The sequence below is a fragment of the Brevundimonas staleyi genome (genome assembly GCF_041893865.1).
GTDB lineage: Bacteria > Pseudomonadota > Alphaproteobacteria > Caulobacterales > Caulobacteraceae > Brevundimonas > Brevundimonas staleyi.
Genome location: NZ_CP169082.1, coordinates 2,097,929 through 2,120,195, shown reverse-complemented (window position 1 = coordinate 2,120,195; position 22,267 = coordinate 2,097,929). Strand labels below are relative to the sequence as shown.

Here is a 22,267-nt window from a genome sequence, read left to right as displayed (position 1 = left end):
CTAGTGATCATGGCTCGCGCCGGACTTGTCGATGTCCGCGCGAATGAGGAAGGCACCATCGACGACGTATTCGGTGCCGGGCGCGAGCCCTCCAAGAACCTCGGTCCATTCGTCGGTGCGACGGCCGAGTTCCAGCATCCGCACCTCATAGGTGTTGCCGACCTTGGCGTAGACGACCTGAAAGTCGCGGAAGGGCATGATGGCCTTGGTCTGAACGGCCAGGGGAACTTCGCCCTGACCGACCTGGACCATGCCCTTGACCCCGAGGCCAGGCCGCCAGACGCCGCCCATATAGTCCAGCGCCACGTGGGCGGTCAGGGTCTGGGTGGTCGGATCGGTGCCCGGCAGAATGGCCTGGATCACGCCGTTGAACCGGTAATCCCCGGCCAGGCTGGTAACCTCGACCCTCTGACCCGTTCGGACCCGTTCGGCATCACGTGGATAGAGGAAGAACTCGGCGTGCAGCCGCGTCGGATCGCCGATGATCAGCATGGGTTCGCCATTGCCGGTGATGGCTCCGGGATTGGCGTTCCTGGCCATGATCACGCCGGAAATCGGCGCGGTGACCGAATAGGTCTGCAGGCTCTCGCTGGACTCGACTCGCGCCAAGACCTGACCGCGCGAGACCCGCTGACCCAGGGTGGCGTTCAGCGACATGATGCGACCCGGATAGCGGGCATGGACCTCGCTCTGGCCCTCAGGCGTGATCTCGACGCGCCCCGTCAGAGGCAGGCTCTCGCCCAGCACAGCGCCCCCGGCACGCTGGGTCGTTACGCCGCCAGCCTGTGCGGCGGCGGCGGTGATGATCGTGCGCCCCTCATAGGACGGATAGTTCCAGGTCGATTGCTTACCCGCGTGGGTGGCGGCGACCGCGACATCGAACGAATGCGGCTCGGCGACGACAGTCGGGCTGGTAAGATAGTCCTCAGCCGCCGTGAAGGCGAACCGATCCACCGAAGGACCCAGCCGGGTCAGGGCGATAGACGCCTGGACCTGACGCGGGTCCAGCGGCCTGTCCTTCAGATAGGGATATAGGCGATACAGCGGCTCAGGCCCCTCCTCGAAAATCGTGATCTCCAGGGCGAAGTCGCCGTCGCGCAGCATCCGGCCGTTGTGGGGGCCGCGTTCGTAATCGGCGGACGCCGCCGCGACGGCCTCAGGGGTCTGCTTTTCAGCGGAGCCGCCCTCCCCGCAACCGGCGATCGCCAGCGCGAGTGTGCTCAGGGACACGGCGATCAGTCGCCGCGAGACAGTGGATCGGTTCATCGGGTCGTCTCCGGGGCGAGGATCAGGTCGCCGTGCGCGCCGGTCAGCCGGTCAAGCCGGGCGCGATCGATGTGAAATTGTTTGAGCACCTCGACCCGCCGGTCACGGGCCTGGAGCAGGGCCGTCTGGGCCAAGATGACGTCATTGTAGGTGAAGCCGCCCCGGTTGAAGCCTTCGCGGACTAGCCTTACGGCGCGCTCCGCCTGGGGCAGGGTCTCTTCCCCTATTCGCCGCGCCTCGCTGGCCCGGGCGGACAACTGGACCTGCAAGCGCGCGATCTCGCGATCCCGCTCGATGCGGGCGGCGGACAGGTCGCCTTCCGCCGCCAGACCTTCGGCGCGGGCACGATCGATGGCTCCGGCGTTCTGGTCATAGCGACCCAGCGGGATCGAGCCGCCGACCACAAGGCCCAGGTCCTGCCCTTCCCAAAAATGTCGGACGCCGACGCTGACCGTGGCATCCTGGGTGCGGCGCGCCTGTTCGACCGCAACCTGGGCCCTGGCGATGTCGCGTTGGGCCAGGAATATGTCCAGGTCGGCCTGTGCGATGCCGTCGACGGCGACGCGGGCCGCGCTGGTGTCCTCGAACGCGGTCTCGCCCAGGCTGAAGTCGGCCGCGCCTTCCCAGAACTTGGCCAGTGAAATCTTGGCGACGCGGGTCGCGATCTCGGCTTGATCGAAGTCGATCTGGGCCTGGGCCAGCTCGGCCTCGGCCCGCGCCCCGGCGAACAGGGGATCGCGCGCCATGTCGACGCGGCGCTGGACCTCTGTCTGGAATTGTTCTGCCAGATCGAGCCGTTCGCGGGCAATCGCCACCTCCGCTTCGGCGGCCACGGCCTCGGCCCATGCGCGTTGAACCTGCTCCAGCCGATCCAATCTGCGGACCTGTGCCGTTGCTGCGACCAAAGTCCCCTGGCTACGGGCCAGAGACACGCGGGCAGGACGGTCGCCGCCGCGCTCGATCCGCTGCTCATAGCTGAGCGTGGTCTCGGTCCGGCCCAGAATGTCCCCGCCGCCCAGGGTCGGCAGGTTTTCGACCTGCAGCCCCAAAGTGGGGTTGGGCCGCACATCGGCCTGACGCACGGCCGCTTCCGCGGCGCGGGCTCGCGCCGTGGTCGCCGCCAGCGCCGGGTCCGTGCCAGCCGCACGCGCCAGGGCGTCGCGCAGAGACAGGGTCGGCACGGAGGTCTGAACCGCCGCGTCCTGTGCCAGGACGCGGGTCGGCGGCAGGGCTGCCGCCAGGGCGAGCGCGAGGACCGACACGGTCGTCCATCGCGCCCACGATCCGGCCATGCCGGATGTTGGGGTCTGCAAGGGGTCTCTCCAGAAACGGAATGGCGCGCGCGGCCGGTCGGCCGCGTCGGATCAGAGGATCGCGCGTGTCCGTTTCGGAGGGTATTCGGGCCCGTCGAGCCCGACATCTTCCAAGGGTCGGCTCTGGCCGTGACTATGTTGCGCCATGCCGATCAAGGCAGGGTGCTGGGTGGCATTCAAGGCCGGCGAGCCGGCCGGTTTCTCGACGCTGCTGTGATGATGACCGGTCGGCTGTCCGTCCTGCTCCTGGTCTGGAGCTTCGGGGGCAGTTTCAGCCGGAGCGACATGCGTGTGAGCATGACCATGGTTGTCGTTCGCCACCATGAAGACCGGCGGCCAGCCGGACGAATGTCCGACCTCGTGCTGCGCCTGCGCAGACGCATGCAGACTCAGCGCCGCCACAAGGGCGACGCAGAGAGACACGCAGAATGTCCGAATCGATTGCGGCAAGGGAACTCCTGCTGCACTCGTTATCCGGCCATTACACAAAGCGCAATGGGCGTGCGGCGTTCTGGCGGTCGAAGGCTCTCGGATCCTATCCGGATCATGGCGCGTCGATCTCGCGCTTGCTGATACGTCGATGTGCCAGCGCTCGGCGACACGAGCACGCCGTTCGAAGTCGGCCTTGGCCCAACGGATCCCTTTCCATCGCACGCGCCGCGCCTTCAAGCACAGGAAGCACAACGTCCGTGAATTTCCAGGGTAACGCGGTCCATCGTGAACCCGATCGCGTTTGCAGCGTCCCTTAAGGCGACCTCCTGTGGCGGCGCGATCTCACGCGCCAGGCCGCAACAGTCGCAGATCAGGAACGCCGCCATATGCCGGTGGGCCTTCGCGCGACACACCACATAGGAACTAATGGACGACAGGCGATGAATCAGACCGAATTTTTCCAAAAAATCCAGCGCGCGATAGACTGTGGCGGGCTTGGCGACGCGTCCGTCGGGGTGAAAGCGGCTGATCAAATCATAAGCTTTCACCGGCTCCGAAGCCGCCATCAGCAGTTCAAGCACCCGCCGTCGCGGTTCAGTCATCCGCTCGCCCGCCGCGACGATGCGGGAGACGGCCGCCGAGATCGCGTCGTCCACCTCCGTCGCGGTCGGACGCGCGATCGTCGGGTCATGCGAGCAGGTCACGGTCATGAACCCAAAATAGCCAGTGCACGCCGCTCATGAAAGCGGGCTTGCCTCAGCGAATGTTATCTCATAACGGAAAGGCCCGTATCTGCCGCCGGACTGTTCTATGATCGCCACCCGCCTGTCCCGCACCGCTCTTTTCGCCGCCGCCGGCTGGACCGCATTCGGCGGCGCGGCGCTCGCACAGTCCATTCCCGCTCCGACGTCCGCCCGCCAGGATGACGCTGTCGATCTGGGAGAGATCATCGTCACCGGCGTCCCGTTTGGCATCAGCCAGAACGCCACCACCATCGCAACCTCCGTCCTGAGCGACGAGGACCTTGCGGTGGCCCCAGCGGCGTCGCTGGGCGACCTGTTGAACGGCCTGCCCGGCGTTCGCTCGTCCCAGTTCGCGCCCGGCTCCAGCCGCCCTGTGATCCGCGGCCTCACGGGCCCTCGCGTTCAGGTTCTGACCAACGGGGTCGGTCTGATCGACGCCTCGTCCGTCTCGCCCGACCACCAGGTGGCGGCCGATCCGGCTGAGTCCCACCGCATCGAAATCATCCGCGGTCCCGCGACGCTGACCTACGGCGGCTCCGCCATCGGCGGCGTGGTCAACATCCTGGACGGCCGGATCCCTGAGGAGATGCCGCAGGGCGGGTTCGAAGGCACACTGTCGGCGCAAGGCTCCACGGTGGACGAGGGGTCGTCGTTCGGCGGTCGGGCCGACATCGCCCTGGGCCGTTTCGTTCTGCACCTCGACGCGGTGACGAAGGAAGCGGACGACTATGAGATTTCGTCTCCCGCCGTCTCCCAGGCCTTGTCGAACGCCCAAGGCGTCGAGCGTGAGGACACGGGCGCGGTACCCAACAGCTTCTCGGAATTGGAAGCCTATGGACTCGGCGGGTCCTTCGTTTTCGACCAGGGCTATGTCGGAGCGTCCTTCCGTGACACCAGCAGCACCTACGGGGTCGTCGCCCAAGAAGCGGTCTTCATCGATCTCGAGCAGCAGCGGTTCGACGTGCGTGGCGAATATCGGTTCGACCAGGGACCGTTCCGGGCGGTGCGCGGTACCTATGGCCAGGCCGACTACACCCACACCGAGTTCGAGGATGTCGGAGAACCCGGCACTCTGTTCCTCTCCGACGGTTTCGAAGCACGCGCCGACCTGATTCAGCGCGAGCGGAACGGCTGGAATGGCGCCATCGGCGTCCAGGCGCTCTCGCGCACCTATGAGGCGATCGGCGACGAAGCCTTCGTGCCAAGCACCGACATCGAGGAAGAGGGCATCTACACAGTGCAGCGCCTCGACCGCGACGGCTACGGCTTCGAGGGCGGACTGCGTTTCGACCGGCGCGCCCTGAACGCGGTGCCCCTGGCGGGAGGTGCCAAGATCGAACGCGAGTTCAACAACATCTCCGCTTCCGCCGCTGCCTTCCTGCGTCCCATGGCCGACCTTTTCCTCGGTCTCAGCCTGTCGCGCACCGAACGCGCGCCGTCCGAGGTCGAGCTGTTCGCCGACGGAATCCATCTGGCCACCGGCGTGTATGAACGCGGCGACACCGACCTGGACACCGAGACGGTGACCACGCTGGAAGGCACGGTCCATTACGATCGGGGAGCCTTCCGGGGCGACCTGCACATCTATGCCGCCAGATACGACGGGTTCATCGATCAGCGCGACACCGGCCTCGTGTTCGATTTCGATGAGGACGGCGAGATCGAACAGTTCCCGATCTTCGCCTATGAGCAGACTGACGCGGACTTCCGCGGCTTCGAGGCCCAGGTCGCCTATGATGTCTGGACCCGGGGGGACAGGATCGTCACCCTCGAAGCTGCGGCCGATTATGTTGATGCCGATACCGATCTGGGGCCGGCGGCCCGGATTCCGCCTTATTCGACGACAGGCCGCGTGCGCTACGCCTCCAAGCCCATCGACCTCAGCCTGGAGGTCCGTCGGGTGGGCGAACAGGACGACATCGCCGAGTTCGAGCTGCCCACCGAAGGCTATACGATGGTCAATCTCTTCGGGGCTTGGCGTCCTTTCACCGACAAGGAGGTCACCCTCTTCGCCGAAGGTCGTAATCTTGGCGACGTCGAAGCGCGCGAACACGTGTCCTTCCTCAAGGACATCGCCCCCCTGCCCGGCCGCAACCTTCGCCTCGGCATCAGCTATCGGTTCTGACCCGGTGAAACTGGATCGAAACGAAGTGCGAGGCGTCATTACGATCGCCTGCGACGGTCAACCGGCCGAGCACCGCTCGGTCCGCCGCTGGAGAGCGACGTTGCCGAAAACCATAGGGGCAGCTCGGACGGCGGGAGAGAGGCCGTGACGCGGCCTCGGTCCCTCGACGCGACGGCGATAGGCCTCTCCACCCTATGCGTGGCGCATTGTCTCGCGCTGCCGATCCTGGCGTCCAGTCTCCCTCTGACGGGGATTTGGTTTCAAGCCGAATGGGTCCATTGGGCGTTCGTCGCCATGGCGGCTCCCATCTCGATCCTGGCCCTTAACCTCTCCCCACAGGCCCGACCCTCACCGAGCCTGCTGATCCTGACGCTGCTCGGCATCATGGCCTTGTTCGCAGGTGTCCTGGGCGGGTCCTATAGGGCTTGGGAGACGTCATTCACGATCGCTGGGAGCCTGATGCTGATCGGCGCGCATATTCTGAACTGGAGACGCAGGCCATCTGGGCGTGCCCGGAGACGAGCGACAGTCTCATCCAGGAAGGTCGCTTGAAGACGACCCGCGCGCGTGCAGAGGCGCCTGGTGCCGGATATCCGCCTGAGCAGGTACACCATCGGCGTAATGGCGTGGTGCTCGGACTGAGCGGGAACAGGCGATCGAGGCGACGATCCGATCCGGTCTGGGCCGGCCTCCATTCGATAGAATCGCCGGGCTTACTCAGACGTGAAGTTCTCAACTCCCCGCCTCGCACCGTGACGTCATGGAGATGTTGAAGGCGGCTTGAATCCAGTCCGGTTCCATGTCGCATGGTCCCAAGGCCTCCGCGTTCTCGCCGAGCCACGACATCGGATCTGGTCCACCGAAGTGAGCCGTTTCCGCCGCTGGGGGCACGTGGGCGGCTTCGAACCCCAGGCTTGGCTCGGCGCGGCGCGCTTGGCGAATGGGACAATGCAAAGCGCCAGAAGGGTCAGGATGGCGATCAAGGCCCAGGCCTCATTGATGGCTTCGGCAAGGGCCAATTTCTCGACCATCGGGGCCAGTACCGCCGTCGTCCCGGCGTCGATGGGCTGTCCCATGCGGCTCTCGAACAGCAGTGCGGGAATACCCAGGGCCTGCGCCGTCTCGACATCCCCGGCCTGCAGCCGGGCGATGATCTCCCGGCCGTGCACCGGTGACCGCCCGTAAATGACCGTGTCGATCAGCGCAAGGCCGATCGCTCCACCGAGATTGCGCATAAGATTGAACAGGCCACTGGCATCGGCGACACGGGCGGGAGGCAGATGTCCCAGGGCCAGACGGGTTGGTGGCAGCAGGCACAGCATGATCGCCACGCCTCGCAGGATCTGCGGCCAAACCATTTCGTCGAAGTCCGTCTGGGGCGTCTGGAAGGCGCTGAGGCCCAGACCGACCGCGAACAGCAGAAAACCCAGACCCGTCATGATCCTCGCATCCATACGCCGCTCCATCACCACCGCCACGGGCGCGGTCGCCAGCTGCGCCAGGCCGGTCACCAGCATGATCGACCCGATCGCCAGCGGCCCGTGGTCGCGCACGAAGGCGAGGAAGACAGGCATCAGATAGACCGATCCGAACAGACCGATCCCCAGCACGAAACTGAGAAGACAGCCGATGGCGAACCGGGCATCTACAAGGGTACGCAAATCCACCACGGGTCGCGCCGCCGAGAGCGTCCGCCGCGCGAAACCGACGGTCGAAACGATCGAGAGGCTGGCCAAACCCAGCACGAGCGGCGAGGCCCAGCCCCTTTCGGGCGCTTCCTTCAACGCGACCTCGAGGGTCGTCAGGGCGACGGCCAGCATCGCCAGTGACACCCAATCCAGGCCGCCGGCACGTCGGACATCCGGCTGCTCGCGCGGCAGCAGTTGCACCGCCAGCAGGGCACAGACGATGCCTGGCGCGATATTGATCAGGAAAAGCCAGTGCCAGGACCAGGTTTCGGTGATCCAGCCGCCGACGATGGAGCCGACCGTCGCCTTCGGTCACGTCGCGGCACCCTTCGGCAAGGGGTGGGGTTCGACCGTGACTTGGGAACGGATGGAACCTGCGCTCGGCTTTTTCGACAGCTGATGCGATGATCCGTCGCCAGGCCGCGACCGGGCGCAGACCCCCGCTCTCCAGCGAAACGGCGACGCTTGTATTCGCCAAAACCCAGTGTTCTATGGCGTCATGGGACGTCTGCTCGACCGACTGCTTCAGGGTTCGCACGCCTACCGCATCAGTCGGGAGCAGGACGGATACACGCTCGTCGCCGAGCCGGACTGCCTCGATGAGTTCAGCGATCTCGTCCGCGAACCCACCAATCACGCCGGCGACGACTTCATCGTCTTCACGACGTCGGACGGTGGTGTCGGCTACACACAGATGTTCGTCGTGCCGATGGAAAGCCTGTCCGCACCGGAGCGCTGAAGATCCCTCAACCAGGCCGTCGTGATACGCAGCAGGCATCACGTCCGACCAGGTCCTGGATGCCGCCGCCGCCGCCGAAGCGCGGTCTGAGCACCCTCTCGGCCAAGCCATCGTGGCCCATGCCCGCGACCAGGGACGCACGATCGTCGAGCCCGATCGGTTCACGTATACCCCCGGCCGCGGGATCGCCGCGATCGTCGGCGGCGAGATGATCCATGTGGGCAACCGCATCCTGATGTCGGATGCGGACATCGATGTGCCCGCCGGTTTCGGAACGACTTGGTTCGGTTCGTTGAAACCGTCGCTGTCGCGCGTCGCACGCGGCGGATCATCTGGCAGAATTTCGCCGGCACGATCATCATCGACATCGTGGGCATCGGCCTGGCCGCCGTCGGCATCCTGAACCCGCTCATGGCCGTCTTCATCCACGTCGCGTCCGAGATGACCTTCATCCTGAACTCCGCCCGCCTGCTGCCGGCCGCCGACCGGCTCACAGGCCAGAACGCCATTGCATCTGCGGACGATGTCAGTCTAGCCGGAGGCACCCGTCGTGGCGGTTAAATCGCCCTGTATCGATGTGTGTCGGATGGATCGAAAGACGGGCTGGTGCATCGGTTGCCTGCGGTCCCGCGAGGAAATCCGCACCTGGCAGGCGATGACCGATCACAAGCGTCGCCAAGTCCTGGCCGAACGAACGCGACGGGTGTCCAAACTGCCTGTCCGTCCTTGATCGGCGGTCGACGACACAGGTGCCCGCTCGTCGACGCGCCTCGATGTCGCGGCCGAGAGCGGGAAATGGATGGGGGCTTTAGTGAAGCCCTGTCCACACAGGGCAGATGCTGCCGATCGATTAGTCGATACGCTCGAACCGGACGTGTTCCGACTTCAGATCGACGACGGGTCGGAAGCCGGCGGACTGCCAGGCCCGCGTCTGAGGCGAGTCATCGGCCCCAGTCTCGGCCTCGTCCCACCAGCTCGACTGGGTCGCCGCCTTGGGGAGAAGCCGGCCGACAACCCTCTCGAGGTCGCGGAACGTCATCTCGATCTCGGGAGCCTTTTGTCTCGAAAGAAAGGCGGCCAGCGGTGCGTATTTCCCCATCGCGTGATGTTCCCGCAAGCCAACCGCTCGTCAAGAGCGACGAGGCCGAGGAGGCCGGTTGGCAGGTGACGGGTGCTGCGATCAGCCCGTCCGCAGTACCGTGGCCGGGGTTGGGGCTCTCCAGTCCACCTGACCCATCAACGACTTGATGACAGCCTAGGAAGGGCGATGGCTTTGGCCAGGGTCTCTCGCGCGTCCCGCTGCAGGCAAAGCGGCAGGATGAGCAGGGCCAGGGAGAACGGCATGCCGCGCGCGTCTTCGTCCTCATAGGCGACGAGCGCCCTGAACAGGACGAGTCCGCAGAAGGCGGGGTTGAACAGGTTCCTGATCTCGACGGGGCGAAGGTCCCACCGCTTCATGCGGCCACCCCGAGCAGCTCGCCGAGACGCTTCAGGAAGGCGGGATTCCAGTGTACGCGCGGCATGGGCCGGGCGTTGGCGAGGATGTGGAAGGCGCCGCGAACGACATAGGGCTCGGTCACGCGCTCCCTGATCCGCAGCTCCCCGGTTTCCGTTTCGGCCCATTTATAGAGTTCTCGGCCGGCGGCCTTGAACGCGTCGTCACCGCTGGCGTCGTCCAGGGTTTCGAAGACGATGGCCCGGAAGCGGCTCCATTCCTCGATCAGCCGGTCCTCGTATTCCTCCATCTCCCCGGAGATCAGGAGGTTCTCCCGCGCCCAGCTCGAACGCTGCTCGAAGGCACGGTAATAGTCGATGATCGCGTGCTGGATGCGCGCCGGCGAAACATCGAGATCGCGGAGCTGCTCGACGAACAGACGGGTGTCGTTGGCTACGTCGATCTCGCCGTCGGGCATCCGACCGCGGAAGGTGATCGGCAGACTGTCGCCCCGATACTCCTCCGCAAGGGATGAGAGCTTGTCGGACACCTCGTGACCGTGAACCGGATCCGTCCGCTCTCCCGTGAGCACCTTGATCATCAGATCCATCCACCAGCCCTCCAGCCGCTCGAACAGCGGACCCCGGACCTCCCGGCGGACGGTTCTGAGATGCTGGTCGAGCACGATCTGCGGGATCGTGTCGATGCGCGGGCTGCCGTCCAGAATGAGGATGCGGCCATAGAAGTCGGAAAGCTCGGCCTCGGTCAGTTTGGCCAACTCGGTCTCGGTCTTGCCGATGGTCGCGGACGTGCTGCGCCCCAAAAGCGTTGCAGCGGCTTCCGCCCGAGCCGCCGGGTCGCTGCCCTCCTGGGCGAACCGGGCCAGCTCCGATCCGGGCGCGACGGTCGCGGTGGTGAACAGGACGAAGTCGGCGTTCGAGCTGATCCTGCCGTCCCCGATGTAATGGGCCAGCCACACTCTCACGGACTTCCAGAAATCGACGTCGAGGTCCGTCAGCCGGTCGCCGGCGGCCTTGTGCTTCAACGAGGCCAGCGTCTTGCGGCCGCCCGTCGTGTCGAACTCGAGGTCGTCGCTCTTCTCGATCAGAAGCGAGGTGCTTTCAGGCAAGGACAGAAGCCTGAGAAGCGCCAGCCGGGGCTGGTAGATGAACCCCAACCCTGATTCCGCAGCGGAAAACGTCTGCCGGGCCTCAGTCATCTTGTCCGGGCGCCGCGTCGCGACGCTTCCTGACAGCTGGTCTTCACGTTCATCTCCCCGACCTTTGCCGTGATCATGGATGCAACTTAGGCCCGAAACAACAGCGTCGTTCGAACAGCTTCACAGGCTATGGTCGCGTCGCTCATGTCCGTGGCCAGGGTCAGCCGGTGCGCCGAGAAGCGGCAGCGTGGCGGCCGGTCCCTCGCGGCTTCTCTCTCAGCCCCGAACTCAGGCTGCTTCCACTTCGACGTCACCAAAAACCTGGGAGCCGCGCGGGGTCAGCGGATCAGGTCGATGTGCAGGCGTTTCAGCGCGGGTACGAGTTCCGGCTGCAGCAGGAGCGGCCGCACCGGCGTCGCCCGCAGCTTGGTCACTCCGCGATCATAGACGGCGATGCAGAGCCCGCCGGTGAGCCGTGAGGGATACAGGATGCCGTCAAGCTCCGGCGCCTGGCCGTAAACGTCTGCGCTGAACCGGCGACCTGCCCGGTGGCTCTTGGCGCGCACCGCGTCGGTCGGGACGCCGAGGGCGAGCAGGCCCTCGCCGGTCAGGTCGAGCAGCGTCAGGTCCGCGGACGAGCTGACGACCGTCATGCCCCAAAGGTCGATCTCGTCGCGGTGCAGGCGGCGCTTGGCGCGGCCGACGAAGCGGTCGCGGACGATCGTCTCGGCCATGCCGGTCGCGACGGTCTGACCCAGATAGAGCACCTTGAAGGCGTCGTCCGGGCTCGCGAACCGAGTCTTGCCGAAGCCGAGGCCGAGCGGCGTCTTCGCATGGGCGAGCGGCGTGACGCGCGCGAAGCTCCCCACTGACCGTTCGACGGTGAAGGCTTTGATCGCGGCCGGGTCGAGCCTCAAGACACCCCGAAGTCCCGACGCGCGAGGTCGGCGACGGCGGCCGACTTGCCGGCCTTGAGCCGCGCGATCGGCGTCCGGCCGTTCAGCTCCGGGTGCGGCTCTATGAGCCAGAGCCAGGCGGTCCGTGCGGACCCGGCCGCCTTCAGCACCTCGGCCACCCCCTCCACGGGCCGCCCGTCCACGAACTGGGCGAGCGGGTAGAGATGGTGGCGAGTGCCCTTCAGCAGTCCGATCACCTGCCCCTGCTGATGCCACTGGTGCAGGGTCGAGCGCGGGACGCCATGGTCCTGCGCCAAGGCGGTGGAGCCGGCCACGGGCCCGGCCCAGGCCTCGATCGGGCTCGGCCGGGCGTACCCGTTCAGGCGACGGTCGGCCTCGGCCCGCGACAGGGGCTCGGCGAGGCCCTCGCCCACCAGCGTGGAAACCTCCGGCCCGGCGTCCGCGACCGATCGGTTGACGACCTCCAGCACAAGATCGGACACCGCCTCGGAATCCTCTGACAGACGTCGTCGCTGGTCGGCCGACAGTCGCGCCAGGGCCTTCCACACGGCGGCGGCGGCGCGTCCCACCTGGCGCGCCTCGCCGGCCTTACCGGGATTGCGTTGGACTGACAGCTGGACGATTTCCTGGGCGGTAGGGGCGCGAAGCGCGGCGGTCATGGGACACCTCTCACGCCTAGATAATCCTAAACGTACGCAATGTCCATGTTGTCCAGGAGCTCTGCCATTCTTCCCGTTGCATTGTCCGTATGAAAGGGACTCCACCCGGCCGCCCAAGGCCGACATGCCCCACCCCAACAAGCGGCCTGACATGATCTTGGCCCTCCGATCCGTGCTAGATCAAGCCGATGCCCTACCGTGCGCTCACCATCGATACGAACGTCGCTTACGGCGGCGGCTTCGACTTCGAACATGGCCTGTTGCGCCAGTTGCAGCAGTTCCACGGCTCCGACGGCAGGTTCATCCTCTCTTCGATCGTCGAGGCGGAGATCCTCAAGCGGCTGCGGGAGATGACCAGCTCCACCCGCGACAAGTTCGTCTCCGTGGCCCAGGACGCCTTCGACCGCCGGCTGCTTGGCGATGAGTTCAAACAGGCGGCCGACGCGCTCACGGCCGCCCTCGTCGAGCCCAGGGTCGCCGCGCGCGCCCATCTGGACGCCTTCCTCCGGACCACCGGCGCCACCCTTGTCCCGGTCGACCTCGCGCCGATGAGCGATCTGGTGCGGATGTATTTCGATCCGGTCGCCCCGTTCGAGGCCAGCGGCGCCAAGAAGGCGGAGTTCCCCGACGCCATCGCCCTGCTCTCCCTCGAGGCCTGGGCGCGGCGAAACGGCAAGGTCCTTGCGGTGTCCAAGGACAAGGGCTGGCGAGAATTCGCCGAGCAGACCGTTCACCTGGACGTCGTGGAGAGCCTGGGCGCCGCCCTGGCCGTGTTCCAGGAACAGGCCGCCGCCGAGAAAGCCGCCAAGGCCGTCGGCGCTGTTCTGGGACGCGTCCAGGCGGGCGAGCTTCAGGCTCTCGCCGGCGAACTCACCGATCGTCTCGAGTCGCGCACCGAGGAACTGGACCCGGATATTTCCGCGGATTCCTACCACCAGTTGGACTTCGAGCTCACGGGCCTGGCGTTCAACGGCTACACCCTCGCCGGCGAACCCGCCGATGATTTCGACGTCACCGTGGTTCGCATGGAAGACGGGTTGATCGCGGTCACCGCTCCGGTTCTCATCCGGGCCACGGTCCAGGCCAGTTTCCACCTGCTGCACTGGGACTCCATCGACCGGGAATACATCTCGCTCGGCAACCAGCACGAGGAGCGCGAGGCGGAGTTTTCGTTCGACGCCCTGATCACTCTGATCGGCGACATCGATGAGCCGGACACGCTTCAGATCGAGGACGTCGAGCTCGTTAACGGTTCGGCCGACGTCGATTTCGGCGAGATCGAGATGGACCGTGGGGAGGCGTGAGCCGCCGGAGCCTGAACGCCGGACGCCCGAGCCTGAGAGGGTTCGTCAGCCGGCGCCGCCTTTGGCGGCGACCGTATAGAACGGGTCGGCCTCCACGAAGTCCGGCTGCATGGCTCTGGTCTTGTAGAGACCGCAGTTGACGAGCTCCGCGACGCCGGGATCGAAGAGCGCGATGTTGAAGCCGTCCGGGCCGCAGTTGCTCCGATAGACGACCCCGTCGAGACCGGCGTGCTTGAACAGCTCGGCCAGGATCTGGGTGGCTGTGTAGTCCGCCTGATTATCCGATCGGGTCATGGGCTCGGCGAAGGCGTCGTCGATATGCCGCCAGACCGCGTTGGCGCGCTCTTCGGGCCCTGGCTCCTCGAAATAAAAAGGAACGCCGGTGTGGTGCTGGGAACAGTCCACGACGATGAGTTCACGCTGCGTCCTAAATTGCCCGACAGAGACGAGCGATCCGATCCAGGGGCGCACCTCCGACATGGCGGTCTCCATGGAAGTCGCGACATAGAGGCAGGGTATGCCGCGCGGGTTCGCCCGGCCGTCCCAGGCTCGACCCGGCAGGGGCTTCATGCGGTCCGCCGGAAAGGCGCAGGGAATTTCCTCGTCATAATCGGAGCCCATCGGCCGCCAGGCGTGACCGAGCTGTGCGCGCCAATAGAGTTGGCCGGCGGGGATGGTCACACGTCGCGATACGCTCGTCTCCAGCACCGCCGCGAGGAAGGCCTCTGTCTCCGTCGTCCGCACGTAGCGATACTCGCGGCCGACGGACCGTTGGAAATTCCAGTATCCGCGCCAGGTCGCGAACGCCCCCTGATCCGCATCCGTCGCCATCGCCGCCCTCCTCGCGCATAACAGGGCGTCTCGGACCCAAGAGGACGACATGTCAACGCTCGACGAGTGGCGAACCCTCTGCGATCGTCTCCACGCCAAGGGCGCGGCGATCTTCGACGCGGCCGATCCCGGCGCGCTCGACGCGGATCCTCGTGATCCCCCTGTTGTCGCCCTCACGCTGCTCGCGCGAGCGCTTGGACACCACAGAGCCGCGATGCGGCTGCTCGATGAGGGCTTCATCGTCGAGGCGCGCACCCTCGTCAGGTGCGTCAACGAGGTCTTCTTTTTCGCGGCGGCTCTCGCCCGCCAGGGGGCCGCCTTCGTGGATGCGCTGGAGCAGGATGCGATCGGCAGCCGGCGCAGACGGGCGAAAGGCCTTCTCGACTGGTCCAAAACCCGGACCGAAACGCCGGATCACCTTCTAGAGCTCGAAGCTCTGCGGGACAGACTCTGGTCGGACCACGGACCGACCGCGTCGCTGCAGATGACGAAGGTGGCCGAAGCGGGCGGCGTCGAAGCGGGATTGATCCTCTATCGTGAACTGTCGACCGACGCCGCTCACCCCAGCGCCGCGTCGCTCAGCCGAAATGTATCGATCAATGAGGAGGCGACAGCCTTCACCCTGCACGCCCTGCCGCTCGTGGATGAAGACGAGCCCGCCGAGACGCTCGAGCTCCTCTGCTCGTCCGTCCTGAGCGTTCTGGTCGCCGTGAAGGAGATTGTCGGCGGGGTCGATGGCGGGGAGCGTCTCGACGTGCTGGCGGAAGGTCTCAAGGCGCTCGGCTCCCTCGACCCGCGCCGGCGCGAATGAACCAGGATCTGCTGTAAGCGCGGGGGGGCTGCTGGGTCGCCACGCCCAATCCAAGGCGCCGACGTCGACCCAAGTGACAGCGTCGGGCTCTTCTCCTCCCGCCCGTCGGCGAACCGTTTTCACGCCGAAGAATGACATATCCGCTCATTGCCAGATTATACCACGCGCGTTGGCTACCCGGTCCACGCCATAGGCGGCGGAGACACTACTCATCCAGGGCGTCGTCCTGTTCGATGCGTTCGTAACGGCCGCGGGGTCACAGGAACCTCGTCTGTTCGCCGGCGCTTTGAGAGTGACCGGCAGGCGTCGTGTTTGTGGGTTCCCCGAACGCTGGAGCGTCGCTTGCCACACACTCGCCCTCGGCTGCTGGCCCTCGCCTTGGCCTGGCCGCCATTCACGTTGAAACACGGGACCGGTGAGAGGATGGTCGAAAACGTACGCTAAGCGTGTCGCGTAGATCATCCGCATCGTTCGAGCCTATGGCTTGAAACGGGACCGCCTCCCCAACTTGTCGATCGCGAACGCTGCATTGTGAGGATCGGACCGCGCTGGCGAAGCGACCAGAGTTCGCCGTGTTCGCCGGTCTTGTCTTTGCAGGTAGCGCGATAGTTCAGCGCACCATCAATGCCGCTTGCCACCGCCTTGGCCGTGCAGCTTTCTCCGGTTCTTTCCAGACGCACAGGGTCATAGCCGATGAACGTCCACGGATCAGCCGGACACGCAAGGCGCGATGGAGACCAGGTTCCCGGGAGCGGAGGGTCGCGATCGGGTTCGGCGGTGACGTGACCCCCGTTTCTCATCCAGCCATAACGAGAGTCCTTTGGTGATCTGAACTGGGGTTGGCGGGGTTGGCAAGAGGCCGGTCAGCGCAGCTTCCAACCCGCGCAGCGGACCGGCCGATCTGTCCGCTGAGCGCTTCTGCATAAGCCTGCGGCGTCAGCCAGCCGAGCTTCGAGTGCGGACGCCGTTCGTTGTAATCGCGTCGCCACGCCTCCAGTACCGCGCGGGCGTGCGGCAGTGATCGGAACAGCGTCTCGTTCAGCAGTTCGTCGCGCAGCCGTCCGTTGAAGCTCTCGTTGAAGCCGTTCTGTTGGGGCTTGCCGGGCGCGATGTAATGCCAGCCGACGCCGGTGTCGTCGGCCCAGGCCAGCACAGCATTCGAGGTGTACTCCGTGCCGTTATCGCTGACGATGGTGTCGGGCCGGCCCCGCTGCCGGACGACGGCGTCCAACTCCCGCACGACCCTCGCGCCCGACAGCGAGGTGTCGGCCACCAGCGCCAGGCATTCGCGGGTGCAGTTATCGATCACCGTCAGGATGCGGAAGCGCCGCCCGTCCGTCATCTGGTCTGAGACGAAGTCCAACGACCAGCGCTGATTGGCGACCAACGGCGTCTCCAGTGGTCGCCGCGTGCCCATTGCTCGCTTCCGACCGCCCCGCCGGCGCACCGTCAGTCGCTCCTCGCGATAGATCCGCTGGACCCGCTTCCTGTTGACTGCATGGCCCTCGCGCCGCAGCAGCACGTGCAGGCGGCGATAGCCGAACCGGCGACGCTCCTGGGCCAGGGCCTTCAGCCGGTCGCGCAGGGCGCCGTCGTTCGGGCGCGTCGCCTGATAGCGCACGCTCGTCCGATCAACACCCAGCACACGGCACGCCCGCCGTTCGCTCATCTCGTAGGCGGCCTGCAGATGGCCAGCCGCCTCGCGATAGCCGGCGGGCGTCACCACTTTTTTCCCAGCAGCTCCTTCAGCGCCACGTTGTCCAGCATCGCGTCCGCCAGCATCCGCTTCAGCCGGGCATTCTCATCCTCGAGCGCCTTCAGCCGCCGAGCCTCCGACACATCGAGCCCGCCGAACTTGGCCTTCCATTTGTAAAAGGTCGCCGAACTGACCCCGTGCCGCCGGCACACCTCCGCCGTCGTCACACCGGCCTCCTGCTCCCGCAGGATCCCGATGATCTGCTCTTCCGTGAACCTCGATCGCTTCATTCTGTCCGTCCTTCGTTGGGCGGACTCTAGCTATTCCTGGAGGAGTTTCAGGGGGTCACGTCAAGGGGCGCAAGGAGAGTGTTCGATGTCGCTTAAACTGGATGACATTCTGGCCGAGTCCGCGATAACGCCCATCGGCCGGTCGCTCGACGGGCTCGAACCGCTGGTCTGGAGCCGGGTCGAGACGCTTCGCGGCGAAAGACTGGCCACGCAGGTCCGTCTCGGCGCGGTCGCCGTGGCCCTCGCCACCGGTCTGACGGCGGGCGGCGTCGGCGCGGCCGCCGCGCCGAGCCCGCCCGGAGAGATGGCCATCTTCACGGTCGATGCGGGCCTGTCGCCTCTGGTGAGACTGGAAACCGGGCGGTGATGCGCGGCTGGCGCGCGATCGTCCTGACGGCCGTGCTGGCGGCCGTCGCCAGCGGCGCGGGCACCTGGATCAGCGCCAGCTGGGTGCTGAGCCGGCGCGAGCCGCCGTCCCTGCACGACATCGTGCACCACGATCTCAAGCTGTCGCCTGACCAGTTGACGCGCATCGAGGCGGTCGAGGCCCGGTTCGCCGCGCGTCGGCCCGCGCTCGAAGCCGATGTCCGCGCGGCCAACCTCGAGCTGGCGCGCGCGATCGAACAGAGCGACGGCGACGGTCCCCCGGTTCAGGCCGCGGTCGACCATTTCCACGTCGCCATGGGCGCCCTTCAGAAGGAGACGATAGCCCACGTCTTCGAGATGCGGTCGGTGCTGACCCCTGCCCAGGCCGAGGTCTTCGACGACCGCATCGTGGCGGCTCTCGCGCCCGACGAAGGCTAGCGTTCCGGGTGGAGAGTCCAGCGAACCTGTCAGCGCGCGCCGCCGGCGGCGATCGGGCGGCCTTCGGCGCGTTGATGCAGCAGACCAAGACGGCCCTGTTCCGCTTCGTCCGGCGCTATGTCGGCGACGAACAGGATGCGTGGGATCTGCTGCAGGAGACCTATGCGGCGGCCTGGATCAATATCCGCCGCTATGACCCGGCCCGGCCCTTCGAGGCCTGGATCCGGACCATAGCGCTCAACAAATGCCGGGACTGGAGCCGCCGCCGGTTCGTCCGACGCCTGATCCGGGGCGACGTCGATCTGGCATCGCCGGAAGCCTTGGCCGTGGCGAACGGCGACGAGCCGGCGGATGAACGGATGGAGGCCGGCGACCGACTCGCCCGTCTGAACGAGGCGATCAGCCTTTTGCCGCCGCATCTCAAGGCCCCGCTGCTGCTCACCGCGATCGAGGGGCGCAGCCAGGCGGAGGCGGCCGAAATCCTCGGCGTGACCGTCAAGACGGTGGAGACGCGCGTGGCGCGCGCCCGTCGCAAGCTGTTCGACGTCCTGGGCGGTCCGGGCGACGTCCCGCCGGCTCCGAAATGACGCGGATGAGGGCCGGACGACGAGGGCTGCGGCGCTCGCCCGCGTAAACCAGTATGAAGGCGTCGAGGGAAATACCTGACCGTCGCCCTCTTATCAGGAGCTTGCCACATGAGATTGCCGATCCTCGCCGCGGCCGCGGCGGTCACTCTGGGGGCTTGCCAGCCGGCCTCCGAGCCTCAACCGGTGGACGCCGAGCTGGCACCGGACGCGTCAGCGATGGCTCCGATGGAAGCCGTGCCGGCCGCAACCCCCGAGCCGACGCCGCCGCAGGCCGCCACGCCCGCCCCTGCGGCATCCACCCCGGCCGCGCCTGCCAAGGCATCGGCGTCCCGCCCGGCCCCTCGGCCCGCGCCCGCGCCCGCGCCAGAGCCGACACCGCCGCCTGCCGATCCGATGGCCGGCCATGACATGTCGAAGATGGACGGCATGACCATGCCGCCCAAACAGTAGTTCGCTTGAAGTCCAGGAGTTTTCGATGAGCCGTTCAATATTCGCCACTCTCGCCGCCCTCGCGGCGCTGGCTCCTCTGTCGGTCGCCCAGGCTCAGAGCCAGTCGCATGCCGGCATGTCGGCGCAGGACCACGCCGCCATGCAGGCGCCGGCTAATGGCGTCGCGACCACTCCGGCGGACAACGCCATGCTGTCCTCCGCCCCGACCACCTTCTCGGCGACTTTCCCGCACGCCATGGTCCTGACGTCCCTTCGTCTGACCGGCGGACCGTCGAACCAGGCGGTCGATGTGGCCGTGTCAGCGGAGGCCGCCCCCGCGGTCACGGTCAGCGCGCCGCTTCCGGCCCTCGCGCCCGGCTCCTACGCCGCCGCCTGGGCCGCGAAGGGCGCCGACGGCCATCAGATGAACGGCGTCGTCCGTTTCATGGTTCACTGAGGAGGCGGCCTCCCGCCTCTTGAGGGGCCGAAACCGAGGTGGGGAACGCCGCGCGGCTCGCCGCGCGGCGTTTTTCTTGCGCGATCGGATCGTCGAACTGCGCACCCCGATCGCGGGCCGCTTGAAAGCGACGCGGCGGAATCGCGCACGCCGAGCCTTCATTCACGCTGAGTGTGGAGCACGGGCAGACAACTCGCCAGGCCCGTCAAGGTCCCGACCACCACGTCGGCGTCCCCGCGACGGGGCTCGGCCTCAAGGGCCCGTTCCGGATCATACAGCACGGTCCAACAGCCCAGAGCCTTGGCCGGACGGATGTCCCATTCGAGGCTGTCGCCGATCACGCAGACCTCGGGGGCCTCGACGGCCAGGGCGGCGAACGCACGCCTGAACGCGTCGGGAAAGGGCTTTCCCACGCCGACTTCGCCCTCGATCTGAATGTGATCGAAATAGGGTTCGAGACCGAACCGTTCGATCTTGGCGCGCTGCAACGGTCCGGCGCCGTTGGTGAGGAGCGCGAGGCGATAGCCCGCGTCGCGCAAGTCAAGCAGCAGGGCCTCAGCCCCCGCCTCGAGCCGCATCTCCTCGTCCCTAAGCCGGCTAAAGGCCTCGGCGAGGCTCGAGACCGTTTCGGAAGCCGGTGCGGGATGGCCTTCCCGAAGCAGGGTCTCGAAGGCCGCTGTCGCGATGAGGCGCCGCCCGTGTCGTGGGTCGGCGCGACCCAATTCATGACACTGCGGGTCGCGCCAGAACGCCTGCCCGGCCCGCGTCAGCGCCTGCGCCGCGATATCCGGCGCGAGGCCGCCCAGCTCGGCTTGCATCGTCAAGCAGACGCTCCGCCACGCCAGATCCGGCCGGCGGTAGGCCGAGATCAAGGTGTCGTCGAGGTCGATGACCACGGCCGAGAGGGGCCGCGGCGTCACCGAGACCTCCCCGTCCTTTCCAGCCGCCGAGACCGGGGACGCCGCGCCTCGGCGACGATCCGCGACCGCCTATCGGGGCCAAGGATCAGACGAGGCCCGCCGCCGCCGACCTTCGCTAGAACCACGTCCGGATGCCGACGACGAGGCGCGTGTCTTCGGAGCTTCGCCCATCGGCTTCGAGGAAGTCCGCCGTATTCCCGAAGCTCTTGGTCCATTCCAGGCCGACATAGGGGGCGAACTCCTTGCGGAATTCGTACCGCAGGCGAGCCCCGATCTGGAGCGACGTCAGGCCGGATCCGATCCGGAGCTCGGGGATGTCCTCGGCCGACAGCACGACTTCAGCGCGAGGCTGCACGATCCAGCGGTTGGTGATCCGCTGATCGTATTCGGCCTCCGCCCTCGCCGTGAGTTCACCCTTGTTGGAGAGGAAGGCCGCCGCATCGACTTCGAACCAATAAGGCGCGAGGCCCTGGACGCCCACGACCAGATCGGTTCGGTCGCCTTCCGGACGGTAGGTCTGCCGCAGACCCGTCTGGAAGTCGAAGAACGGCCGGAACGCCCGGCTGTAGAGGGCCTGGATCTCGGCTTCCTCGACCTCGCCGTCGAAGTCGCCCTCGACTTCCGACTTCCACCAGAAGCGGTTGATGTCGCCGCCGGTCCAGCCCTGCGCGTCCAGCGCGTAGCCTTCTTCGCCGTCTCCGAAACTCGCTTCGAGCTGGTCGATGATCACCGCGGTGGTCCGCACGTCGCCATTCTCGACGCGAAGCTGTTCGCGGGCCGCCGCCATCTCCGCGGGATCGAACAGGGTATCGGCGGCGTGAGCGGGGCCGCTGGTCGCCCCGGGCGGAAGGGGCATTTCCGGAGGGCGTCCCGGGTTGTCCGCGCTGGTCGGCACGTCGGGCGGCATCGCCATGGTCGACATGTCATGACCCGGGGGCATCTGCCCCATGGTCGACATGTCATGTCCCGCCGGCATGGCCGGCGCTGGCGCGGTCTGGCCCATCGTCGACATGTCGTGCCCGGCGTGGGGATCCCGCTGACCGGCGGCGGCCGGCTGTTGGCCGCTCTGCATGGTCGACATGTCGTGGCCCGCCGGCATGGCCGGCGCGGGCGCGGTCTGGCTCATCATCGCCATGTCGTGCCCGGCGTGGGGATCCGGCTGACCGGCGGCGGCCGGCTGTTGGCCGCTCTGCATGGTCGACATGTCATGTCCCGCCTGCATGGCCGGCGCGGGCGCGGCCTGCCGCATCGTCGACATGTCGTGCCCGGCGTGCGGGTCCGCCTGGCCGGCGGCGGCCGGCTGCTGGCCGCTCTGCATGGTCGACATGTCATGTCCCGCCGGCATGGCCGGCGCCGGCGCGGTCTGGCCCATCGTCGACATGTCGTGCCCGGCGTGCGGATCCGCCGCCGCCGGCGCGCGCTCGGGCACGGCGCCGGTCGGGCAGACCGGCGCCCCGGGCGTTCCGACGCGGGACGGGACTCCAGCGGCGAGAAGCCGGGAGCCTCCGTGTTGATCTGGACCTGGACATTGGTGATGTCCGGTGTGGCGTCGATGGGCAGCCGCTGGAAGCTCCACACCCCGACCGCGCAGGCCAAGAGGACGAGCGCCATGACGATCCAGCGGAACCGGATCGACAGCGCGATGATGCGTTCAAGCATGGT

Annotated in this window: 27 protein-coding genes and 1 pseudogene; 12 read left to right on the top strand and 16 right to left on the bottom strand. The window is 66.9% G+C overall.

Annotated features, from left to right (window positions below; genetic code table 11):
* The 4 genes from ACETK8_RS10760 to ACETK8_RS10745 all read right to left on the bottom strand — a co-directional run bounded on the left by ACETK8_RS10760 (position 1) and on the right by ACETK8_RS10745 (position 3,721).
* Entirely contained in the window at positions 1–1,266 is a 1,266-nt protein-coding gene (locus ACETK8_RS10760) for an efflux RND transporter periplasmic adaptor subunit (RefSeq protein WP_289648191.1), read from the bottom strand.
* Positions 1,263–2,579 (bottom strand): TolC family protein, encoded by a 1,317-nt coding sequence (locus ACETK8_RS10755; RefSeq protein WP_374035977.1) that lies wholly within the window; start codon positions 2,577–2,579, stop codon positions 1,263–1,265. The genes ACETK8_RS10760 and ACETK8_RS10755 overlap by 4 nt, the downstream gene beginning before the upstream one ends.
* Positions 2,580–2,630: 51 nt before the next feature.
* On the bottom strand, positions 2,631–3,029 hold the full coding sequence (locus ACETK8_RS10750) for a hypothetical protein (RefSeq protein WP_289648188.1): 399 nt from the start codon (positions 3,027–3,029) through the stop codon (positions 2,631–2,633).
* Between the two features lie 215 nt (positions 3,030–3,244).
* Entirely contained in the window at positions 3,245–3,721 is a 477-nt protein-coding gene (locus tag ACETK8_RS10745; protein ID WP_289648186.1) for a Fur family transcriptional regulator, read from the bottom strand.
* A 100-nt stretch (positions 3,722–3,821) separates the two neighbouring features.
* Between ACETK8_RS10745 and ACETK8_RS10740 the strand changes: the two genes are divergently transcribed.
* A complete protein-coding gene (locus ACETK8_RS10740) occupies positions 3,822–5,879 on the top strand; it encodes a TonB-dependent receptor (RefSeq protein ID WP_289648184.1) in 2,058 nt (685 codons plus the stop codon).
* A 144-nt stretch (positions 5,880–6,023) separates the two neighbouring features.
* Entirely contained in the window at positions 6,024–6,431 is a 408-nt protein-coding gene (locus ACETK8_RS10735) for a MerC domain-containing protein (protein ID WP_374035976.1), read from the top strand.
* A gap of 206 nt (positions 6,432–6,637) precedes the next feature.
* Here the strand turns inward: ACETK8_RS10735 and ACETK8_RS10730 are convergent, their stop codons facing one another.
* Positions 6,638–7,810 carry an MFS transporter gene (locus ACETK8_RS10730; protein WP_289648248.1) on the bottom strand — a complete coding sequence of 391 codons (1,173 nt, stop codon included), beginning with the start codon at positions 7,808–7,810 and terminating at the stop codon, positions 6,638–6,640.
* A 256-nt stretch (positions 7,811–8,066) separates the two neighbouring features.
* Between ACETK8_RS10730 and ACETK8_RS10725 the strand changes: the two genes are divergently transcribed.
* Positions 8,067–8,306, top strand: coding sequence for a hypothetical protein (locus tag ACETK8_RS10725; protein WP_289648180.1), 240 nt, complete (start codon positions 8,067–8,069; stop codon positions 8,304–8,306).
* 7 nt (positions 8,307–8,313) lie between these two features.
* On the opposite strand, the gene ACETK8_RS10720 is transcribed toward ACETK8_RS10725, so the two are convergent.
* A complete protein-coding gene (locus ACETK8_RS10720) occupies positions 8,314–8,523 on the bottom strand; it encodes a hypothetical protein (RefSeq protein ID WP_289648178.1) in 210 nt (69 codons plus the stop codon).
* 62 nt (positions 8,524–8,585) lie between these two features.
* Here ACETK8_RS10720 and ACETK8_RS10715 point away from each other — a divergent pair, with 62 nt between their 5' ends.
* Entirely contained in the window at positions 8,586–8,867 is a 282-nt protein-coding gene (locus ACETK8_RS10715; protein ID WP_289648177.1) for a hypothetical protein, read from the top strand.
* Positions 8,868–8,892: 25 nt separating this feature from the next.
* Positions 8,893–9,036, top strand: a complete 144-nt coding sequence (locus ACETK8_RS10710; RefSeq protein WP_374035975.1) for a DUF1289 domain-containing protein — start codon at positions 8,893–8,895, stop codon at positions 9,034–9,036.
* Between the two features lie 120 nt (positions 9,037–9,156).
* On the opposite strand, the gene ACETK8_RS10705 is transcribed toward ACETK8_RS10710, so the two are convergent.
* From ACETK8_RS10705 to ACETK8_RS10685, 5 genes are all read right to left on the bottom strand, one after another.
* Positions 9,157–9,345, bottom strand: a complete 189-nt coding sequence (locus ACETK8_RS10705) for a DUF7662 domain-containing protein (RefSeq protein WP_374035974.1) — start codon at positions 9,343–9,345, stop codon at positions 9,157–9,159.
* Positions 9,346–9,542: 197 nt separating this feature from the next.
* Entirely contained in the window at positions 9,543–9,764 is a 222-nt protein-coding gene (locus ACETK8_RS10700; RefSeq protein WP_289648172.1) for a three component ABC system middle component, read from the bottom strand.
* Positions 9,761–10,918 carry an ABC-three component system protein gene (locus ACETK8_RS10695; RefSeq protein WP_289648170.1) on the bottom strand — a complete coding sequence of 386 codons (1,158 nt, stop codon included), beginning with the start codon at positions 10,916–10,918 and terminating at the stop codon, positions 9,761–9,763. The genes ACETK8_RS10700 and ACETK8_RS10695 overlap by 4 nt, the downstream gene beginning before the upstream one ends.
* A 320-nt stretch (positions 10,919–11,238) precedes the next feature.
* Positions 11,239–11,817: an RES family NAD+ phosphorylase gene (locus ACETK8_RS10690; RefSeq protein ID WP_289648168.1), complete on the bottom strand. Its 579-nt coding sequence runs from the start codon at positions 11,815–11,817 to the stop codon at positions 11,239–11,241.
* Positions 11,814–12,476: a hypothetical protein gene (locus ACETK8_RS10685; RefSeq protein WP_289648166.1), complete on the bottom strand. Its 663-nt coding sequence runs from the start codon at positions 12,474–12,476 to the stop codon at positions 11,814–11,816. Before ACETK8_RS10685 ends, ACETK8_RS10690 begins: the two co-directional genes overlap by 4 nt.
* Positions 12,477–12,664: 188 nt before the next feature.
* Between ACETK8_RS10685 and ACETK8_RS10680 the strand changes: the two genes are divergently transcribed.
* On the top strand, positions 12,665–13,780 hold the full coding sequence (locus tag ACETK8_RS10680) for a PIN domain-containing protein (RefSeq protein WP_289648164.1): 1,116 nt from the start codon (positions 12,665–12,667) through the stop codon (positions 13,778–13,780).
* Positions 13,781–13,825: 45 nt separating this feature from the next.
* Here the strand turns inward: ACETK8_RS10680 and ACETK8_RS10675 are convergent, their stop codons facing one another.
* Entirely contained in the window at positions 13,826–14,611 is a 786-nt protein-coding gene (locus tag ACETK8_RS10675) for an RES family NAD+ phosphorylase (RefSeq protein WP_289648162.1), read from the bottom strand.
* Positions 14,612–14,660: 49 nt separating this feature from the next.
* On the opposite strand from ACETK8_RS10675, the gene ACETK8_RS10670 reads away from it, so the two are divergent.
* The gene (locus tag ACETK8_RS10670) at positions 14,661–15,422 is read left to right on the top strand and encodes a DUF5677 domain-containing protein (protein ID WP_289648161.1); all 762 of its coding nucleotides are present in this window, start codon (positions 14,661–14,663) and stop codon (positions 15,420–15,422) included.
* Between the two features lie 796 nt (positions 15,423–16,218).
* Here ACETK8_RS10670 and ACETK8_RS10665 read toward each other — a convergent pair.
* Positions 16,219–17,408, bottom strand: a protein-coding gene (locus ACETK8_RS10665) for an IS3 family transposase (protein WP_156494625.1) whose coding sequence is annotated in 2 segments (ribosomal slippage) — positions 16,219–17,150 and positions 17,150–17,408 — 1,191 coding nt in all. Because the reading frame shifts where the segments join, the coding sequence is not laid out codon by codon here.
* 85 nt (positions 17,409–17,493) lie between these two features.
* On the opposite strand from ACETK8_RS10665, the gene ACETK8_RS10660 reads away from it, so the two are divergent.
* The 5 genes from ACETK8_RS10660 to ACETK8_RS10640 all read left to right on the top strand — a co-directional run bounded on the left by ACETK8_RS10660 (position 17,494) and on the right by ACETK8_RS10640 (position 19,685).
* Positions 17,494–17,775, top strand: a complete 282-nt coding sequence (locus ACETK8_RS10660) for a hypothetical protein (protein WP_224764324.1) — start codon at positions 17,494–17,496, stop codon at positions 17,773–17,775.
* Positions 17,775–18,212 (top strand): Spy/CpxP family protein refolding chaperone, encoded by a 438-nt coding sequence (locus ACETK8_RS10655; RefSeq protein ID WP_054765334.1) that lies wholly within the window; start codon positions 17,775–17,777, stop codon positions 18,210–18,212. Before ACETK8_RS10660 ends, ACETK8_RS10655 begins: the two co-directional genes overlap by 1 nt.
* Positions 18,213–18,220: 8 nt before the next feature.
* Complete coding sequence (locus tag ACETK8_RS10650; RefSeq protein ID WP_224764323.1) at positions 18,221–18,799, top strand: RNA polymerase sigma factor; 579 nt, start codon at positions 18,221–18,223, stop codon at positions 18,797–18,799.
* A 108-nt stretch (positions 18,800–18,907) separates the two neighbouring features.
* Entirely contained in the window at positions 18,908–19,249 is a 342-nt protein-coding gene (locus tag ACETK8_RS10645; RefSeq protein WP_289648158.1) for a hypothetical protein, read from the top strand.
* Between the two features lie 25 nt (positions 19,250–19,274).
* Entirely contained in the window at positions 19,275–19,685 is a 411-nt protein-coding gene (locus tag ACETK8_RS10640) for a copper resistance protein CopC (protein WP_289648157.1), read from the top strand.
* Positions 19,686–19,843: 158 nt separating this feature from the next.
* On the opposite strand, the gene ACETK8_RS10635 is transcribed toward ACETK8_RS10640, so the two are convergent.
* The 3 genes and pseudogenes from ACETK8_RS10635 to ACETK8_RS10625 all read right to left on the bottom strand — a co-directional run.
* Positions 19,844–20,605 carry an HAD family hydrolase gene (locus tag ACETK8_RS10635; protein ID WP_289648156.1) on the bottom strand — a complete coding sequence of 254 codons (762 nt, stop codon included), beginning with the start codon at positions 20,603–20,605 and terminating at the stop codon, positions 19,844–19,846.
* A 115-nt stretch (positions 20,606–20,720) separates the two neighbouring features.
* Positions 20,721–22,034: a copper resistance protein B gene (locus tag ACETK8_RS10630; protein WP_289648155.1), complete on the bottom strand. Its 1,314-nt coding sequence runs from the start codon at positions 22,032–22,034 to the stop codon at positions 20,721–20,723.
* A 47-nt stretch (positions 22,035–22,081) separates the two neighbouring features.
* Positions 22,082–22,264 (bottom strand): annotated as a pseudogene (locus ACETK8_RS10625) (efflux RND transporter permease subunit); the annotation flags it as partial.
* Positions 22,265–22,267 lie beyond the last annotated feature (3 nt).

What these genes read in the sequence shown, in the direction of transcription:
- ACETK8_RS10740 (WP_289648184.1), top strand. Translation starts at nt 3,822, where the DNA reads ATGATCGCCACCCGCCTGTCCCGCACCGCTCTTTTCGCCGCCGCCGGC.
- ACETK8_RS10655 (WP_054765334.1), top strand. Translation starts at nt 17,775, where the DNA reads ATGCGCGGCTGGCGCGCGATCGTCCTGACGGCCGTGCTGGCGGCCGTC.
- ACETK8_RS10660 (WP_224764324.1), top strand. Translation starts at nt 17,494, where the DNA reads ATGTCGCTTAAACTGGATGACATTCTGGCCGAGTCCGCGATAACGCCC.
- ACETK8_RS10705 (WP_374035974.1), bottom strand. Translation starts at nt 9,345, where the DNA reads ATGACGTTCCGCGACCTCGAGAGGGTTGTCGGCCGGCTTCTCCCCAAG.
- ACETK8_RS10640 (WP_289648157.1), top strand. Translation starts at nt 19,275, where the DNA reads ATGAGCCGTTCAATATTCGCCACTCTCGCCGCCCTCGCGGCGCTGGCT.
- ACETK8_RS10710 (WP_374035975.1), top strand. Translation starts at nt 8,893, where the DNA reads ATGGATCGAAAGACGGGCTGGTGCATCGGTTGCCTGCGGTCCCGCGAG.
- ACETK8_RS10760 (WP_289648191.1), bottom strand. Translation starts at nt 1,266, where the DNA reads ATGAACCGATCCACTGTCTCGCGGCGACTGATCGCCGTGTCCCTGAGC.
- ACETK8_RS10645 (WP_289648158.1), top strand. Translation starts at nt 18,908, where the DNA reads ATGAGATTGCCGATCCTCGCCGCGGCCGCGGCGGTCACTCTGGGGGCT.
- ACETK8_RS10670 (WP_289648161.1), top strand. Translation starts at nt 14,661, where the DNA reads ATGTCAACGCTCGACGAGTGGCGAACCCTCTGCGATCGTCTCCACGCC.
- ACETK8_RS10675 (WP_289648162.1), bottom strand. Translation starts at nt 14,611, where the DNA reads ATGGCGACGGATGCGGATCAGGGGGCGTTCGCGACCTGGCGCGGATAC.
- ACETK8_RS10725 (WP_289648180.1), top strand. Translation starts at nt 8,067, where the DNA reads ATGGGACGTCTGCTCGACCGACTGCTTCAGGGTTCGCACGCCTACCGC.
- ACETK8_RS10745 (WP_289648186.1), bottom strand. Translation starts at nt 3,721, where the DNA reads ATGACCGTGACCTGCTCGCATGACCCGACGATCGCGCGTCCGACCGCG.
- ACETK8_RS10680 (WP_289648164.1), top strand. Translation starts at nt 12,665, where the DNA reads ATGCCCTACCGTGCGCTCACCATCGATACGAACGTCGCTTACGGCGGC.
- ACETK8_RS10720 (WP_289648178.1), bottom strand. Translation starts at nt 8,523, where the DNA reads ATGGATCATCTCGCCGCCGACGATCGCGGCGATCCCGCGGCCGGGGGT.
- ACETK8_RS10700 (WP_289648172.1), bottom strand. Translation starts at nt 9,764, where the DNA reads ATGAAGCGGTGGGACCTTCGCCCCGTCGAGATCAGGAACCTGTTCAAC.
- ACETK8_RS10685 (WP_289648166.1), bottom strand. Translation starts at nt 12,476, where the DNA reads ATGACCGCCGCGCTTCGCGCCCCTACCGCCCAGGAAATCGTCCAGCTG.